We start from the raw sequence: 15,372 nt of genomic DNA, 5'->3' as shown, positions 1-15,372 counted from the left end.
CTCGATCGCCTGCCCGGACCGGGCAGGGGTGCAGGCCTGGCTGACCAGGCTCGACGACGCCGGCGTGGCGCACAGCACGCTCAGCACCGAGCCGGCCAACGTCGCAACCTGCCCGGACCCCGACGGCATCGCCATCGAGTTCTTCGCCCCCCCGAACAGCTGACCCCCCGAACAGCTGACCCTCCGAGCAGCTGCCCCTCGAACAGCCCACCCTGCGAACAGCGTCGCCGGGCCGGGGCGTCGGGCCCCCGACGCCTGACCGCAGCTCCCGGCGACCGGTCCCGGCCGGCGCCACAGCGCCACACGTCGACGGATGACCCGCTCGGCGCTCACCGGTCCACCACGGCGGTCGGCGCGACGAGCCGGGCGGCCGGCCCGACCTCGCCCGAACCCGAGACTCCGACCGGCGCCGAGGGCCGGCGTGCGGCCCGCCTGGCCAGGGCCAGGGCATACAGCTCGGTGGCGACCGCGAGGGCGGCGCGCAGCACCAGCAGGGCCGGCAGGCCGAAGGTCGCCCACACCGCCCCGGCCACCACCGGCCCGGCCATCTCGCCGGCGTTCTCGGCGGAGCCGAGCCAGGCCAGGGTACGGGCCCGTCGGGCCGGGTCGAGGTCGGCGACCTCGGCCATCGTGGCCCCCCAGGCCGGCGCGAAGGCCGCCTTGCCGACGTCGTCGAGGGCCCGCCCGACCATCAGCCCGGCCAGGGACGGGAAGAGCAGCCAGACGATCGAGGACAGCGCGTTGCCCAGCCCCCGCACCCCCAGCACGAGACGCACGCCGACCCGGTCGGAGAGCCAGCCCCAGACCGGCCCGGTGAACCCGACCACGGTCTTGACCAGATACAGCGAGGAGGCGGCGGCCGGGGCCAGGCCCATGTGCTCGACGGCAAGCACGGGCAGCAGGTTGGACATCAGGTAGGCCGTGCCGGTCATCATCGCGCCGAGTCCGGCATACGGCAGCAGCACGCGGCGCAGGTCACGGGGCATGGGCGTGCGGCGGGCCGGCTGCGGCAGTCGCAGCCCGTCCACCAGGGCCCCGCGCAGCCCGACCAGCACGACGAGCAGCGGCAGGCCGGACAGGACCGCCGCGATGGCGAAGACGACCCGGTGGTCGCCGGTCGCCAGGGTCAGCACGATGCCGGAGAGGAACTGGCCGCCCGAGCTGGTGACCGACTTGACCGTCTGGAACCAGGCGAAGCGCCGGGCCACCGCCTGCTTGCCGCCGAGGGCCGCGAGCACGGTGGCCGAAGCGGGGTCCCGCATGGCGATGGAGACGCCGTGCAGGCTGCGGGCGAGGAAGAGGTGGACGGGGCTGGTGGCCACCACGAGCGCGACGAGCACGACGGTGCGCAGCAGCACCGCGACGACATGGGCGCGGCGCACCCCGACCCGGTCGATGAGCGCCCCCATGACGGGCTTCAGCACGACGGCGACCGCGGCGTTGGTGGACAGCAGCAGCCCGATCGCGGCCAGCGACATCCCCAGGTGGTGCGCGTACAGCGGCAGCGCGAAGCTGACCAGCCCGAACGCCAGCCGCGAGGTGGCGGCCTCGAGCAGGACGGCGGCGAGGGGTCGCGCTGCCCGGTCCGGGTCGTGGCGCACGTTCACGCGGCCAGCCGCGCGCCGCCCGACCGGGCGATGACGTCGGCGATCACGGGAGCCGGACCGGTGCACCCCTTGTAGCCGGGGAAGTAGTTGACGTCCACGACCATGGGCCCGTCCGGCGACTCGATGACGTCGATGCCGAACAGCTCGAGCCCGAAGCCGTGGCGCACCTGCTGGGCGATCCGTTCCACCTCCTCGCTCACCCGCACCGGTCGGCCCGGCCGGGTGAAGGACAGCGCGTCGAAGGGCTTGCGCACGGCCCACACCCGGTCGCCGGCGACATACACCTTGAGGTCCTCGCCGGGCCCCCGCACGTGGCGCTGCACGACGAGCGGGCCGCCCCCGGCGGGTATGCCGCTCAGCTCGGCCTCGTGGGTGACGAGCCGGACGTCCGCCCCGCGATGCCCCCGATTGGGCTTGACGACCAGCGGGCCGCGGGCCAGCAGCCCCGTCGCCAGCCCGGGGTCGGCGACCAGCCACGTGTCGGGTGTCGGAACGCCGAGGCTGCGCAGCCGTCGCGCGGCGGTGACCTTGTCCTGGGCGACGAGGCAGGAGGGGTAGTCGTTGAGCACGACCCCGCCGGCGTCGTGGATCGCCCCGGCGAGGCTGAGCGCGTGCTCGGTGTGGCTCTTCAGGACGTACAGGTCCGACTCGACGCGCACCGAGTCGGCGGTGAGCAGGCGGTCCTCCGGGATCCACGCGTCGACCGTGTGGCCGAGCGCCTCGAGGCGGGCGAAGACCTCCGCCAGGACCGGGCTCGGCCGGTCGGGGACCCGCCGGGTGAGCAGCACGGTGATCCTCATGACGCCCTCCCGACCACGCCGGTCTCCCAGGCGGGTGTCCGCTCGGCCAGCGAGAGCAGCACGGTGGTGGCGTCGAGCTGGTCCAGGCAGGCCGCGACGAGGCGGCCCAACCGGCCGTGCGGGGCCAGCCCCGTGAACCGGGCCACGGTCTCCGCGCGTTCGGCTGCGGACTCGGCGCGCTGTCCGGTGGCGGCGAGCTCGGCACTGATCGCGGCGGCGGTCGCCTGGGCCAGGTGCCTCGGCGTGACCCCCGCCCGCGCTGCCGCCCGGGCCGCCCCGACGAGCCGCTCGTCCCGGGCCACCTTGCGCGGCACGTCGCGTCCGACCCGTGCGGTCGTGTCACCCAGCGCCGCGTTGCCGAACCGGGCCAGGATCTCGTGCAGGTCTGCGGGCGTGCCGGCAACCCGGCTGCCGTACCTGTGCAGCAGTCCGCGCCGTCCCTCCTCCATGGCGGCGAGCACCTCCTCGGCGATCTCCGGGTCGGCGGCCGCGGCGTGCAGGAAGCGGTAGCCCTTGAGCCGGCCGAGATAGGCCGCGGTGGCGTGCCCGGCGCTGTACCGGTAGAGCTTGCGGCGGAACCACGCCCGGAAGTCGTCCACGCCGACGACACCGGGCAGGACCGACCAGTCGTGGTTCAGGGCATTCCGGTCGACGGCCACCTGGCAGGCCGGCTCGGCGACCACGGTCACCGGGGTGGCGGCGGTCGCCGGGAGGCGGTGGGCGACCACCCGGTCGACGACCGCGCCGGAGAAGCCGTGGGGCACGGACAGGCCGGCGCCGACCTGCTGTCGCAGGAGCCGGCCGGCATCCGCGAGGTTCTCGAACGCGACGACGTCGACGGCGTGGTCGGCCCGGGCCAACCCGTCCGCGAGCAGTGGAACGAGGGCGGGCAGCGAGCCGGCGCCCACGGCGGTGCAGACCAGATCGGCCCCTGCGATGGCTGCCCGGGCGCCCTCGGGATCGCGGTGCAGGTCGATGGCGCTCACGGGCACGTCCTCCTCGGTCGCGAGCGCCCCGTCGGTCACGCGCACCCGGACCAGGCCGTGCCCGGCCAGGGCCGCGATGGTGCTCCCGCGGCCGAGCACCTGCACCCGGCATCCTCCGCGGTGGGCCAGGTGGGCGGCACAGCCCAGCCCGACCCGGCCGGCGCCGACCACCACGACGGTGCGGTCGAGGCGGACCGTGGGGTGGGCCGGACCCGGGCGCACCGGACCGGGGTGGACCGGAACCGGATGCACCGGGCCGGGGTGGGCCGGGTTCTGGCGAACCGGGTTCATGACCTCACGACCTCTCGTTCGGCCGCCTGCTCATGGGCGGCGGCGTAGATGTAGTCGGCGAGCCGGAGCCCGCCGTCGGGTACTCCCTTGAACCCCGGGAAGGCGTGCACCTGAGCGACGACCGGGCCCGCGCACCCGGCATCGCCGTCCGGCCGGAGCGGGTCGGCGCCACCCGCCGCGAGGTCGAGCCCGAACAGGTCCGACCCGAGCACGCGGGCCACCACATCGGTCAGCTCCCGGGTCTCCACGGGCACGGTGAGCGGTCGCACGACCGCGCCACGCCGCTCGACCCCGAAGACCTGCCCACCGATCCGGTAGACCTTGGTGCCCGCATCGTCGTCCCGGCCGGCGTCGGACCCGGACGCGGCCTCGGTCGGGGCCGCCAGGGACACCCCGAACGACCGGAGTGCCCCGGCCAGGCCGGCGTGGTCCCGCGTCAGGCGCACCACCCGGGGCCGGTTGAGGCACCCGGCCCCGGCGGACTCGAGCGCGTCGGCGACTCGCAGCACGGCGTCATCCGCCGACTTGAGGATGTACAGGTCGGCTCGCTCGTACTCGAGCCCACCACCCGGCTCGGGCCGTACGAAGCGCACCTGCACGCCCCAGTCGGCCAGCAGCACGGCGGCGGCACGGGTGACGGAGTCGCGGGTCGGCCATCGCGTGGTCAGGAAGTGGATGCGCATCACGCCGTCCTCTCGAGCACCCGGCCCAGGACGTGCCGGGCAAGCAGCCGTGACGCGCCCGACACGTGCGTGAAGTTCGGGAAGTCGTTGACCTCGATGACCACGGGGCCGGCAGCGGTCTCGATGCAGTCGACGCCGTAGACGGTGAGCCCGAACAGCGGACCGCACGTGAGGGCCAGCTCGCGCAGGCGCCCGGTGACCACCACGGGCCCGGGCCGGCGCCGCGAACGGTTCGCCAGCACCGGCGAGGGCTTGCGCACCGCCCACACGCGGGTGCCGATGACGTAGAGCTTGAGGTCGAGCCCGTCGGTGTCGAGCCCGTCGGTGACCAGCAGCTCCTGCACGACCAGCTCGGTCGGACCCAGTCCGGTAAGCGTGTCCGGGGTCTCCAGGACGCGGATGCCTGTGGCGTTGTCGCCGAACACCGGCTTGGCGATCAGGCGCGCGCCGCGGAGCGGCGGGCCGGCGACGCGGGTCAGCTCACCCGCCAGGCGCCCGGCCAGCTCGGGTCCCGTGCCCACCCACGTGCGCGGCACCGGCAGCCCGGCCCGCGCGAGCCGGCGGCCCATTCGGCCCTTGTCGCGCACTGCCGTCACGGCGGCGGCCGGGTCGATGGTCGGGACCCCGCGGGACTCGGCCGTCCGCAGCCCGTCGAGGACGGCCCGGCTGCGCCCCCGGGCGACGACGACGTCGCTGCTCGCGAGCGCGGCGGCGTGTCCGGCCGGGCCGTCCGCCCGGGCGAGCTCGGCGTCGCCGAGCACCCGCACCCGAGCGCCTGCCGCACGCAACCCGTCGACCAGTCCGGCGGGCTGGGCCTGGTCGCGGTAGCGCTCCTCGACGAGGACGGTGACGAAGGTCGGCATGGGGCCAGCACACCGGAGCGGCATAAGGCTCCGGTGAGGTGAGGATGAGAGAGCTCTCATGGTCCGCGGACCGGGTTTCGCGGCCGGACCGTGGTGGCTAGCGTTACGGCAATGCGCATCGACCTGCTTCTCGTCCGGCCACCCAGCTCCGTGTTCGCGCAGCTGACCCGGGTGCTGACCGAGCACGGCGCACAGGTGAGACAGGTCCGGTGTGACCGCGACGCCGGCGAGATCGGCTCCGACGTGGACCTGTGCGTCACCAAGGCCAAGACCCCCGCCGCCCTGGCGCTGGCGCGGCGCTACCACGAGGCCGGGGTCGCCACCTTCAACCCGTACGAGGTGACCGAGCTGTGCCGGGACAAGATCGCCACGACGCGGGTGCTGGAGTCGGCCGGGGTGCCGGTGCCGGCGACGTTCACCGCGCTCGACCCGACCGACCTCGCCCCCCTGCTGGCGGACGGGCCGCTGGTCGTCAAGCCCTACCGGGGCTCGCAGGGCGCGGGGATCGAGGTCGTCGAGCGCCCCGAGCAGCTGTCCCGCATCGACCACGGCGGTGACCCGATCCTCGCCCAGCGCTACCTCGAGCCGGACGGGCGCGACCGCAAGATCTACCGGATCGGCGACGAGGTCTTCTGCGTCGAGCGGGTCTGGCCGCCGCAGAGCCTGGCCGACAAGGTCGGTCGGCTGGTCCGGCTGCCGGCCGGGATCGAGTCGGTGGCACGGGCCTGCGGCGAGGCGCTGGGCATCGACACGTACGGCGTGGACGTGATCGAGCACCACGGCGAGCCGTGGGTGGTCGACCTGTCCAGCTTCCCCGGTTTCAAGGGCGTGCCCGAGGCGGGCCGCCGCCTGGCCGAGCGGGTGCTGCGCGAGGTCGCTCCCGTCCGGCGGTGACCCAGCCCCATGCCCGCCCCCGTGCCCGCGTCGTGCCGCGAGGCGACCGGGGGCCCGGCCGGGTCAGGCCCGGAAGCCGGGCAGGGCGGCGGCCAGCCAGGTGAGTGCCGCCGCGGAGTGCGGCTCGTAGGTCGCGGGCCCGTGGCCCCCTTGCGCGAGCACGACCGAGGTCACCGACAACGGCCGTCGAGCCGCCTCGACGAAGGCCGCCGTCGACGGGTAGTACCGCCGGTCCTGCCGGGAGGCCAGGACCCACATCGCGACGGGCGGCGGGTTCTGGCTCGCCATGCGGGTCAGGTCGAAGGCGCGCAGCTGGGCGGCGGTGAACGGCTCGTAGGACGGGTCGAACATCGGCTGGAAGTAGCCGACCATGACGACCGCGGCGCCGAAGACGTCCGGGTGACGCATGGCCAGCACGGCCGAGCACCATCCCCCGTAGGAGTAGCCGAAGGCCGCCCAGGACGACCGGTCCGTCCGGACGTGCAGGTGCCCGATCGCCCACACCGGCACCACCTTCGTCAGCCAGGTGTCGGTCTGCGGGTCACCCGGCGGCCCGTTGAGGCACTCCGTGTCCACCTCGGGTGGCACGTCGATCTGGGGGATCACGAAGATGCTCGGCTCGAGCCGGTGCTCGGCGGTCAGCGTCGTGGCGGTGCCGACGAAGTTGTGCCGCACGAAGCTGGTCGGCGTCGCGGGGAAGCCGTGCAGGCCCAGGATGACCGGGTAGCGCCGGGCGGAGTGCGGGTTGTAGCCGACCGGCAGGTAGACCAGCACCGGTACGCGTCGGTGGGCGCCCGGGTCCAGCACCGAGTAGGTCTGCAGGCGCGAACCCGGTTGGGGCAGGGCGTAGTCCGGATGGCTCACGTGCACGCCGGCCAGCCCGTCACCGTGGACCGGCGCGGCGAGCGCCGCCGTGGCGGAACCGCCGTGTTGGGTCTGCACCTGCGGCGAGCGAGCCCCGAACAGGTCGGCCCAGGTAGCGTAGAAGACGTACTGGTCGTTGAGGATCACCAGCGTCAGGAGCGCGACGAGGCCGTTGAGCAGCAGCACGCCGACCGTCCGGCCGCCCAGCCGCATCCACCGGTTGCGCAAGGTCGGCCGTCCCGTCACGACGACGACGAACAGCAGGAGCGCCGCGGCCGACAGGATCGCCACCGGCCCTGCATCGGTCAGCTCCACCATGGCCTCCTCGGCCGGTCTTCCCCCGGGCCATCGTGCAGCGCGACCATGGGAGGCCGCTGTGCGTCCGCTGACCGCGTACTGGATGCGCCTCGACAGCCGGCTGGACGCGGTCGTATGCCGCTGGACGCCCTCGCCCTGCCGGTCGGCGCCCGTCACGGCGCCGTCCACACCGGGAGCGCGCCGCTGTCGACGAGGGCGTAGCGCACGGCCGCCGTGAGGATCGCGTTGCCGGCGGCATTGGGGTGGTCGCCGTCCGCCTGCAGGTCCGGCGTCGGGTCGCGCCGCCCGTCCGGGCCCTTGAAGCCGGTGAAGGCATCAACGTAGACGTCGTGCTGCTGTGCGGCGACCGCCGAGATCGTGTCGTTGACGACGACCGTCAACGCGGTGCTGTCGGTGACGAACTGCGCCCCTCGCGACTGCCCGACCGCGCCGTCGACGGTGACGTTCCAGTAGCCCACCAGCGCGATGCGCAGGTCGGGGTTGGTGTCGAGCGCCCGAACCCGTCGGCTGATCCCGACCAGGCCGGTGCGCAGCGTGGCCAGGGTGGGACGCCAGCACGGGGAGGTGGCAGTCGGCGGGCAGGCCGGATCGCCGATCCGGCCGGGGTCGAAGTCGTTCGCGCCGGCCTGCACGACGACCAGGTCCGCTCCTGCGAGGTCCCCGGAGAGCTGCCCGGAGTCCAGCGCCGTCAGTACGTCGGCGCTGGTCCACCCGGCAACGGCATCGTTGCGCACGTCCGTCGTGCGGTGGGTCAGGCCCTGCAGCACGGCCCCGAGGTCGGCGACATAGCCCCGGCAGGGGCACCCGGTGTCGGCCGGTACGGAGTCGCCGAGCGCGACGATCCGCAGCGGGTCGGACCGGGACGGCGCCCCCGTGCCCGCCGCCGACGGGTGTGCCGCACCGAGCGGTCCGAAGGCCACCAGCCGGGCAGCGGCGAGCCCGAGCAGGACTGCGCCGACCAGGACGAGCGCGCCGATCACGCCGGCCCGCCGGACCCCGGAGGTCGGGTGGTCAGCCACGGAACGGCTCGAAGGTCCGGGCCACCCAGGTCAGGGCGGCGGCACTGTACGGCTCGAAGACGGAGGCGCGGTGGCCGCCGGTCGCCAGCACGGTCGCCGTGACGTCGAGGGGCGCCCGGGCGGCGGCGAGGAAGGCCGCGGTGCTGGGGTAGGAGAGGCTGTCCTGCCGCGAGGTGAGCACCCACAGGCCGACCGGCGGTGGGCGGTACCGGGCCAGGCGGACCAGGTCGTACGGCCGCAGCGCGCTGGGGCTCAGCGGGTCGTAGCCGGACAGGAAGTCGGGGCGGAAGTAGCCCTGCAGGACGATCGCCCCGCCGAAGATCCCCGGATGCCGCATGGCGAGCAGGGCGGCACACCACCCGCCGTACGAGTAGCCCATCGTCACCCAGGCGGACCGGTCGGTGCGCACGCGCAGGTGCTGCACGGCCCACTCGGGGATCTCCCGGGCCAGCCAGGTCTCGGTCTGGGGCGTGCCGGCCGGGCCGTCGATGCACTCGGTGTCGAGGCCGTCCGGCACGTCGACGGTCGGGATCACGAAGATCGAGGGGGCGAGCCGGTGCTCGGCCGTCATGGTGTCGGCGGTCGCGAGGAAGTTGAGGTGGGCGAAGCCTGCCGGGGTGCCGGGGAAGCCGTGCAGGCCCAGGACCACCGGGTACGTGCGCGCCGAGCTCGGGTCGTAGCCGGACGGGAGGTGGACGAGCACGGTTGCGGTCATGCCGGTGCCCGGGTACCGCAGCGAGTACGACTGCAGCCGGGCCCCCGGCTGGGGCAGCCGGAAGTCGCGACGGCCGGAGACGTCGGCCAGGCTCGGCCCCGGGACCCGGGCCTGCTCGGCGCTCCGGGCCGACCCGCCGTGGTGCTCGAGCACCTGCGTGGAGCGTGACCCGAGCAGGTCGGCCCAGCTGGAGTAGAACACGTACTGGTCGTTCAGCAAGGTGAAGCACAGCGCCACGACGGCCAGGTTCAGCACGAGCACCTGGGCGCCGCGCAGGCCCGCGCGCGCCACCCGCCCGCCCCACCGGGGCCGGCCGAGCACCAGCAGGAGGAAGAGCACCACGGCCACGCCGGCGAAGAGGATGACCGGACCGGGCTCGGTCAGCTCCATCAGTGCTCCTTGCGAGTGGCGGCGTCGGCCCGCGGCCGGACGAAGGGGAAGGCCAGCACGGACCGGATCGGGGTGTTCGTCAGGGTCATGACCAGCCGGTCGACGCCGATCCCCAGACCGCCGGTCGGAGGCATGCCGAGCTCCAGCGCGGCCAGGAAGTCCTCGTCGACCTGCATCGCCTCGGGGTCGCCCGCCGCCGCCCTGAGCGACTGCCGGGTCAGCCGGGACCGCTGCTCCACCGGGTCGGTCAGCTCGGTGTAGGCGGTCCCGATCTCCATCCCGCCGATGACCAGGTCCCACCGCTCGACCAACCCGGGACGGCTGCGGTGCGGGCGGGTCAGCGGCGAGGTCTCGACGGGGAAGTCGACGTAGAAGGTCGGGGGGACGGTGTTCGCCTCGACCAGGCGGCCGTAGAGCGCCTCGACGAGCGCGCCCGGGCCCAGGTCGTCGCGCACCTCGACCCCGTGCCGGCGGGCGAGCCCGACGAGGGTGTCGATGTCGGTCTCCACCGAGACCTCGCGACCGACCGCACGGGAGACGGCCGACTGGACGTCGACCACCGGCCACGGGCCGCTGACGTCGACCAGCTCGACGCCGGCGAGCCCGCAGCGGACCTGGCCGGGGGCCGGACACGGGATCACCTCGCGGCCGTGGACCGCTCGGGCCGCCACCTTGACGAGCTGCTCGGCCAGCTCGCGCATGGTCGTGTAGTCGGCGTGCGGCTGGTAGGCCTCCAGGGAGGTGAACTCGGGGTTGTGGGTGGCATCTACCCCCTCGTTGCGGAAGCTGCGCCCGATCTCGAAGATCGGCCCGAACCCGCCGACGACCAGCCGCTTGAGGAACAGCTCGGGGGCGATCCGCAGCGACAGGCCCACGTCGTACGCCCGGCTGAACGTCTCGAACGGGCGCGCCGACGCGCCGCCGTGGACGGCCTGCAGGATCGGGGTCTCCACCTCCAGGAAGCCGCGGCCGGTGAGGGCCTGGCGCACCGCCGAGACGACGGCCGAGCGCTGGCGCAGCAGCGCCGCCTGCTCCGGGTGCACGAGCAGGTCCAGGGACCGGCGCCGCACCCGCTGCTCCGGGTCGGCCAGGGCGCGGAACGGGATTGGGCGCAGCGCCTTGGCCTCGAGGCGCCAGCCGTGGACCAGCACGCTCGGGGTCCCGGACCGCGACCGGCCGGTCACCCCGTCCACCCGGAGCAGGTCGCCGCCGGCGACCCAGGCGGTGAAGCGGTCGATCCCGGCCCGGGTCACGACGCGCGCCTCGAGGACCGCCTGCGTGGTGGCACCGCCCGAGTCGACCGTCACGAAGACGACCGAGCCGTGGTCCCGGACCGACCGGACCCGACCGACGACGGAGACCTCCACGCCGCCCACCCAGCGGCCGGGCGCCAGCTCGTCGAGCGCTACGGGCCGGGCGGGCAGGGCGGGCGGGTAGGGGTCGGCCCCGGCGGCGCGGATCCGCTCCACGGTGGCGAGCCGGTGGCGCGACTCACCGGAACGGCGCCGGGCCGGCACCGCCGGCTGCTCGGGAAGGGCGTACAGCAGCCCGAGCTGCTCGGGGCCGAGCCGGTGCGCCCCGCCGGTCGGCAGCCTCGGCCACGGGACGAACCCCTCGGCGGCGCCGGCGGCCAGCGCGATCTGTGGCAGTGCGAGCGCGTCGTCGTAGCACAGGAACCGGGGCACCCAGCTCGGTTCGTACTTCTCGTTGGCCCGGTACAGCCGCTCGAGCTGCCAGAAGCGGTCGAACAGGCCCAGCACGCTCGCGTTCAGCCGGGTCAGGGCTCCGGCGCCGATCCGGGCCGACTGCTCGAAGACGCCCCGGAACATGCAGAAGTTGAGCGAGACCCGGCGGATCCCGAACTCCTCGCAACGGGCCATCAGCTCGCTGACCATCAGCTCGGTCACCCCGTTCGGGGCGGTGGGGCTGCGCCGCATGACGTCCAGGGACACGCCGGAGCGCCCCCACGGCACGAACCCCAGCACACCGACCAGCTCGCCGCCCGGGTCGTACGCCCGCACGTAGAGCGTCTCGGCGTCGGCCGGGTCCCCCGAACGGTTCAGCGCCATCGAGAAGCCGCGGTCGCGCTGCCCGCCGAGCCAGGCGCGCGCGCAGGCCGTGACGTGCGCCAGCTCCTCCGGCGTGAGTCCCGCCTGGCGGCCGATCCGGACGGTCACCCCGGCCCGGGTCGCCCGTTGCGCGGCATGGCGCACCGGGGACATCGACTGCGTGCGCAGGGTGAACCGGCCCGGCTCGAGCACCGCCTCGTCACCCAGCAGCATGACGCGCAGCCCGGCCGCGGCGTACGCCCGCGCCCCGGCCTCGCTGGCGGAGAGCACGCCGAGCTGCCAGCCGTACTCGTGCGCCTCGGCCCGCCAGGCGGTCAGCGCCCCCGGCCAGGCGGCCCGGTCGCCGACCGGGTCGGCCGAGGCCAGCGACACCCCGGCGACGACCCGGTACGTGACGGCGGCCCGCCCGTCGGGCGAGAAGACCGACCCCTTGTCCCGGCGGGTGGCGAAGTAGCCCAGCGAGTCCTGCGCACCGTGGTCGGCCAGCAGCCGGCGCAACGCGACCTCCCGCTCCGGGGACCAGCTGTTGCGCGGCTTCGCCGACGCGAGGAACAGCCCGACCGCCAGCAGGATCGTGCTCCCGGCCAGCACCGAGGTGACGGCGATGACCCCGTGCGGTGCCTCCACCAGGACCCGTCGGCTCATCCCGCCGAAGGCGGCGGCCACGGTGTCGACCACCACGTGCAGCTGCCCCCGCGGGCTGTCGGTGCCCCCGAGGAGCAGCCAGGTGGTCGCGAGGGTGACCCCCGAGCCGACCACCAGCACGGTCCCGGCGAGCCACCAGGAGCCGCGCCGCAGGCGGCCGGGGAACAGCGGCCGCAGCGTCCACAGCCACCACAGGGCGAGCCCGCCGATCCCGATGCCCGCGACGTCGAGCTCCCGGCCGAGGAAGCCGTGGGTACGCCACAGCTCGGCGACCAGGTGCGTGTCCGGCGGCAGCAGGGCCACCACACCCAGGTAGACCCCGACCAGCTGGAACCCGGCCACGAGCCACAGCGCGACCCGCTTGCGCCCGACCAGCGCACGCGTGACGAGCGCGAGCACCACGACCGAGACGAAGCTGCGCGCGACGGGGATGTTGAACAGCCCGAAGACCAGCTCGCCCCGGCCGGGTCGCCCCGGCCGCTCGAACAGGACGAGCCCCAGCGCGACGAGGGTGGCCAGGGCGTACACCCCGGTCAGGACCCGCGCCGGCCGGGCGGACGATCGCCGGCCCGACCTCCTGACGCGCATGACCGCATCTTGACGCGCCCGGCTGGGAGGCCGCCGACCGCATCCTGTGAGCCTGCTGGGTGGCAGGTGGACGACACCCGAGCGACCGGGTCCGTATGCCGCGGGGCCGGCGGGGCGGCATACGGCCCGGTCAGGGGGTGCGCCGTCAGGACGCGGGGGCGGGTGGCTGCAGCGCCGGCTTCGTCGTGGTCTTCGGCTGCTGGCCGAGCAGCGCCAGCTGGCCCAGTCGCGACGCGTCGGTGACGTCGTTCAGCACCCGGATCGTGTACGCCGGCGCGTGGAAGCCGCGCGAGTTCTCCGAGACCACGTAGTCCATGAAGAACTGCGCCTTGCGCTGGAAGGACTGCGCCCGGTCGATGCGGTCCTGCGCCGTGCCCGAGGTCCTGGCCTTCTCGATGTCGGTGATCAGGGCGGTGAGGGCGTCGAAGGAGACGTTCTTGGCGTGCTCGTAGCGGTCGTGGATCGTCTCGACCCGCTGGCGCATGTCGGCCTCGGTCGTGCGGTGGCAGGTCATGCACGACCGGTTGATCGTCGACTCGTTCGTCATGGGGCTGCGGATCTGGTGGTCGGTCACCTTCATGGCGCCCTCGCGCTTGTAGGCCATGTGGCAGTCCGCGCAGGTCACCCCGGCCTTGGCGTGCACGCCCTGGCTGTAGGTCTCGTAGTCGGGGTGCTGGGCCTTGAGCACCCGCGCGCCGGTCAGCTTGTGGGTGAAGTCGGTCCAGCCGACCTCGTCGTAGTAGGCGAGCGCGTCATCGACGGTCAGGCCCTTGTCCCACGGGAAGGTCAGGGTCTTCGCGTCGCCCTTGAAGTAGTACTCGACGTGGCACTGCGCACAGACGAAGTTGCGCATCTCCTGCACCGTCGCCTGCTTGTTCACGTCGTAGTCCTTGATGCCCTGGGAGGCCTTGTACTGGGCGATGCCCGCGATGAAGGCCGGCCGGGTCACCCGTATCGTCATGGTCTGGGGGTTGTGGCAGTCGATGCACCCGACCGGGTGCTTTGCCAGCTTGGTCACCTCGTTGTACGGCGTCTTGTTCATGATCGCCCAGCCGGCCGCCTGGTCGCCCTTGTCCAGCGCGGTGGTGATCTCCGGCAGCGAGGCGTGGCAGTTCAGGCACGCACCCGGCTGCGGACGCTCGAGGACCCGCTTGGTGTACCGCTGGTCGATGAGCATGTAGAAATGGCCCCGGGGCTCGCGGTAGTCGATCTCGAAGGCGTAGCCGCGCCACATCGTCACCAGGCGCGGGTCGGCCTCGATCTTCGAGTGCGCCACGGTGGTGCGCGGGTCCTGCGCGGTCGGGGTGCGGGTGACGGTGTCGTCCGGCTGCATCTCCTCGGTGGCCTTCCAGCCCTCGTACTGGGCCGGGAAGTTCTGCCCCCAGACCGACGGGTCGTAGGTCTGCTCGTCCAGGTCGACCACCTTGGCGAAGGTGTTCTGCCCCTCCGCCTTGCGCTGGGCGATGTTGACCAGCAGCCCGGCGACGGCGAAGGCCAGCAGCGCCCCGCCGACGAGGAAGACCAGGATCATCCCTCGCTTCCGGCGCCATCGCCCGCGGCTCTTCTCGGCGGCTGGGGTGGCGGGCCCGGTGTCGGGCTCGTTGTCGCTCATGGCGCCCTTACCTCTCGTGACCGACTCGGCTGTGGCAGTTCAGACACGCGACGCCCTGGCCGTGCGGACGGCCGAGCTCGGTCTGGCTGACGAAGTCCCCGTGGCAGTACAGGCAGGACTCCTGCACGACGTCGCGGTTCTTCTGACGGATCATGACGTTCTCGGGATAGGTGTCGAAGGTGAACTTCAGCGAGTGCCAGAAGCCGTTGTCGGCCTCGTCCAGCGCCCACGCGACGAGGTCGTCGTGCGGGGCGTGGCAGTCCTGGCACGTCGCCACGTGCTGGTGCGGTCCCTTCGACCAGGCGGCGTACTGGGCGTCCATGGCGTGGCACTGGGCACAGGTCTGTGGGTCCTTGCCGAAGTAGGCGGCCCCGTCGGCATACCCGAAGGTGAAGAGGGCAAGCCCGACGAAGACGCCCACGAGGACCGCGACGATCGGCCAGAACCACCGCTTGGCTCGCGCGACGACGCTCTGCGTCCTGGACTGTGCGGACATCTCCCCTTCCTCCGCTTCGCCGGGTGCCTCTCATCGTGTCCTGCTGCAATCCCGCAGGCAACCCCGCACATTCATCTGTTCGGGTATCGATTCGGTTGCACTGCAACAGGATTCGCTCGATCTTGACCGTATGGCTCATATCGCTCACGGGTGTGTGCCCTCACGGCGACCCGCGACGTTCCCGGGCGGGGCACGCGAGGCTGCGGGCTGCTCCGCGCTCGGCGGCAGCGCGCTCAGGATGGCCTCGAATCCCACGGTGTCGCCGGTGTACCCGCGGGTGACCGAGGCGCTGACGTCGACGACCCGTGATTCCGGGCTCAGCCGCGCGACCCGCTCGAGGCACCCGTCGTCGGCACACTCGACGACCACGACGTCGGGGTGGTCCTGCAACGCCGTGACCAGGGTCGGACTGTCCTGCACCTCGGCCGACGTGACCTCGATGCCGAGAGCCTTCAGCCGGGCCGCCAGTCCCTCGCCGAGCAGGGCGTGCCGGAAGACCACGAGGACGGACGGACGGTGCGCCATCGCCTGG

The 15,372-nt window shown here is 73.7% G+C and carries 13 protein-coding genes; 1 reads left to right on the top strand and 12 read right to left on the bottom strand.

From position 1 onward, the window contains the following. Positions 1–329 precede the first annotated feature (329 nt). From WMI84_RS04380 to WMI84_RS04360, 5 genes are read right to left on the bottom strand one after another with little or no spacing between them, the layout of a single operon-like run. On the bottom strand, positions 330–1,607 hold the full coding sequence (locus WMI84_RS04380; protein ID WP_347350792.1) for an MFS transporter: 1,278 nt from the start codon (positions 1,605–1,607) through the stop codon (positions 330–332). Continuing rightward, positions 1,604–2,407: an ATP-grasp domain-containing protein gene (locus WMI84_RS04375; protein ID WP_347350791.1), complete on the bottom strand. Its 804-nt coding sequence runs from the start codon at positions 2,405–2,407 to the stop codon at positions 1,604–1,606. Before WMI84_RS04375 ends, WMI84_RS04380 begins: the two co-directional genes overlap by 4 nt. Continuing rightward, positions 2,404–3,684, bottom strand: a complete 1,281-nt coding sequence (locus tag WMI84_RS04370; RefSeq protein ID WP_347350790.1) for a 2-dehydropantoate 2-reductase N-terminal domain-containing protein — start codon at positions 3,682–3,684, stop codon at positions 2,404–2,406. The genes WMI84_RS04375 and WMI84_RS04370 overlap by 4 nt, the downstream gene beginning before the upstream one ends. Continuing rightward, positions 3,681–4,367 (bottom strand): hypothetical protein, encoded by a 687-nt coding sequence (locus WMI84_RS04365; protein WP_347350789.1) that lies wholly within the window; start codon positions 4,365–4,367, stop codon positions 3,681–3,683. The genes WMI84_RS04370 and WMI84_RS04365 overlap by 4 nt, the downstream gene beginning before the upstream one ends. Beyond that, positions 4,367–5,230 carry a hypothetical protein gene (locus WMI84_RS04360; RefSeq protein ID WP_347350788.1) on the bottom strand — a complete coding sequence of 288 codons (864 nt, stop codon included), beginning with the start codon at positions 5,228–5,230 and terminating at the stop codon, positions 4,367–4,369. Before WMI84_RS04360 ends, WMI84_RS04365 begins: the two co-directional genes overlap by 1 nt. Before the next feature lie 111 nt (positions 5,231–5,341). Between WMI84_RS04360 and WMI84_RS04355 the strand changes: the two genes are divergently transcribed. Continuing rightward, positions 5,342–6,124 carry an ATP-grasp domain-containing protein gene (locus WMI84_RS04355; RefSeq protein ID WP_347350787.1) on the top strand — a complete coding sequence of 261 codons (783 nt, stop codon included), beginning with the start codon at positions 5,342–5,344 and terminating at the stop codon, positions 6,122–6,124. Positions 6,125–6,187: 63 nt separating this feature from the next. Here the strand turns inward: WMI84_RS04355 and WMI84_RS04350 are convergent, their stop codons facing one another. The 7 genes from WMI84_RS04350 to WMI84_RS04320 form a co-directional block, all read right to left on the bottom strand. Further along, positions 6,188–7,303, bottom strand: a complete 1,116-nt coding sequence (locus tag WMI84_RS04350) for an alpha/beta hydrolase-fold protein (RefSeq protein ID WP_347350786.1) — start codon at positions 7,301–7,303, stop codon at positions 6,188–6,190. Between the two features lie 155 nt (positions 7,304–7,458). After that, entirely contained in the window at positions 7,459–8,325 is an 867-nt protein-coding gene (locus WMI84_RS04345; protein WP_347350785.1) for an SGNH/GDSL hydrolase family protein, read from the bottom strand. Beyond that, a complete protein-coding gene (locus tag WMI84_RS04340; protein WP_347350784.1) occupies positions 8,318–9,430 on the bottom strand; it encodes an alpha/beta hydrolase-fold protein in 1,113 nt (370 codons plus the stop codon). Before WMI84_RS04340 ends, WMI84_RS04345 begins: the two co-directional genes overlap by 8 nt. Further along, on the bottom strand, positions 9,430–12,732 hold the full coding sequence (lysX, locus tag WMI84_RS04335; RefSeq protein ID WP_347350783.1) for a bifunctional lysylphosphatidylglycerol synthetase/lysine--tRNA ligase LysX: 3,303 nt from the start codon (positions 12,730–12,732) through the stop codon (positions 9,430–9,432). The genes WMI84_RS04340 and lysX overlap by 1 nt, the downstream gene beginning before the upstream one ends. A gap of 145 nt (positions 12,733–12,877) precedes the next feature. Beyond that, positions 12,878–14,344, bottom strand: a complete 1,467-nt coding sequence (locus tag WMI84_RS04330; RefSeq protein WP_347350782.1) for an ammonia-forming cytochrome c nitrite reductase subunit c552 — start codon at positions 14,342–14,344, stop codon at positions 12,878–12,880. 7 nt (positions 14,345–14,351) lie between these two features. Further along, on the bottom strand, positions 14,352–14,840 hold the full coding sequence (nrfH, locus tag WMI84_RS04325) for a cytochrome c nitrite reductase small subunit (RefSeq protein WP_347350781.1): 489 nt from the start codon (positions 14,838–14,840) through the stop codon (positions 14,352–14,354). 144 nt (positions 14,841–14,984) lie between these two features. Further along, entirely contained in the window at positions 14,985–15,365 is a 381-nt protein-coding gene (locus tag WMI84_RS04320; RefSeq protein WP_347350780.1) for a hypothetical protein, read from the bottom strand. Positions 15,366–15,372 lie beyond the last annotated feature (7 nt).

It is taken from the genome of Intrasporangium sp. (assembly GCF_039812505.1).
Classification (GTDB): Bacteria; Actinomycetota; Actinomycetes; order Actinomycetales; family Dermatophilaceae; genus Intrasporangium_A.
Note: the sequence above shows the minus strand (reverse complement) of the source record. Positions and strands in the feature narration are given on the sequence as shown.

Coding starts and splice junctions, on each gene's coding strand:
- WMI84_RS04375 (WP_347350791.1), bottom strand. CDS start 2,407: ATGAGGATCACCGTGCTGCTCACCCGGCGGGTCCCCGACCGGCCGAGC.
- WMI84_RS04370 (WP_347350790.1), bottom strand. CDS start 3,684: ATGAACCCGGTTCGCCAGAACCCGGCCCACCCCGGCCCGGTGCATCCG.
- WMI84_RS04365 (WP_347350789.1), bottom strand. CDS start 4,367: ATGCGCATCCACTTCCTGACCACGCGATGGCCGACCCGCGACTCCGTC.
- WMI84_RS04360 (WP_347350788.1), bottom strand. CDS start 5,230: ATGCCGACCTTCGTCACCGTCCTCGTCGAGGAGCGCTACCGCGACCAG.
- WMI84_RS04355 (WP_347350787.1), top strand. CDS start 5,342: ATGCGCATCGACCTGCTTCTCGTCCGGCCACCCAGCTCCGTGTTCGCG.
- WMI84_RS04340 (WP_347350784.1), bottom strand. CDS start 9,430: ATGGAGCTGACCGAGCCCGGTCCGGTCATCCTCTTCGCCGGCGTGGCC.
- lysX (WP_347350783.1), bottom strand. CDS start 12,732: ATGCGCGTCAGGAGGTCGGGCCGGCGATCGTCCGCCCGGCCGGCGCGG.
- WMI84_RS04330 (WP_347350782.1), bottom strand. CDS start 14,344: ATGAGCGACAACGAGCCCGACACCGGGCCCGCCACCCCAGCCGCCGAG.
- nrfH (WP_347350781.1), bottom strand. CDS start 14,840: ATGTCCGCACAGTCCAGGACGCAGAGCGTCGTCGCGCGAGCCAAGCGG.
- WMI84_RS04320 (WP_347350780.1), bottom strand. CDS start 15,365: ATGGCGCACCGTCCGTCCGTCCTCGTGGTCTTCCGGCACGCCCTGCTC.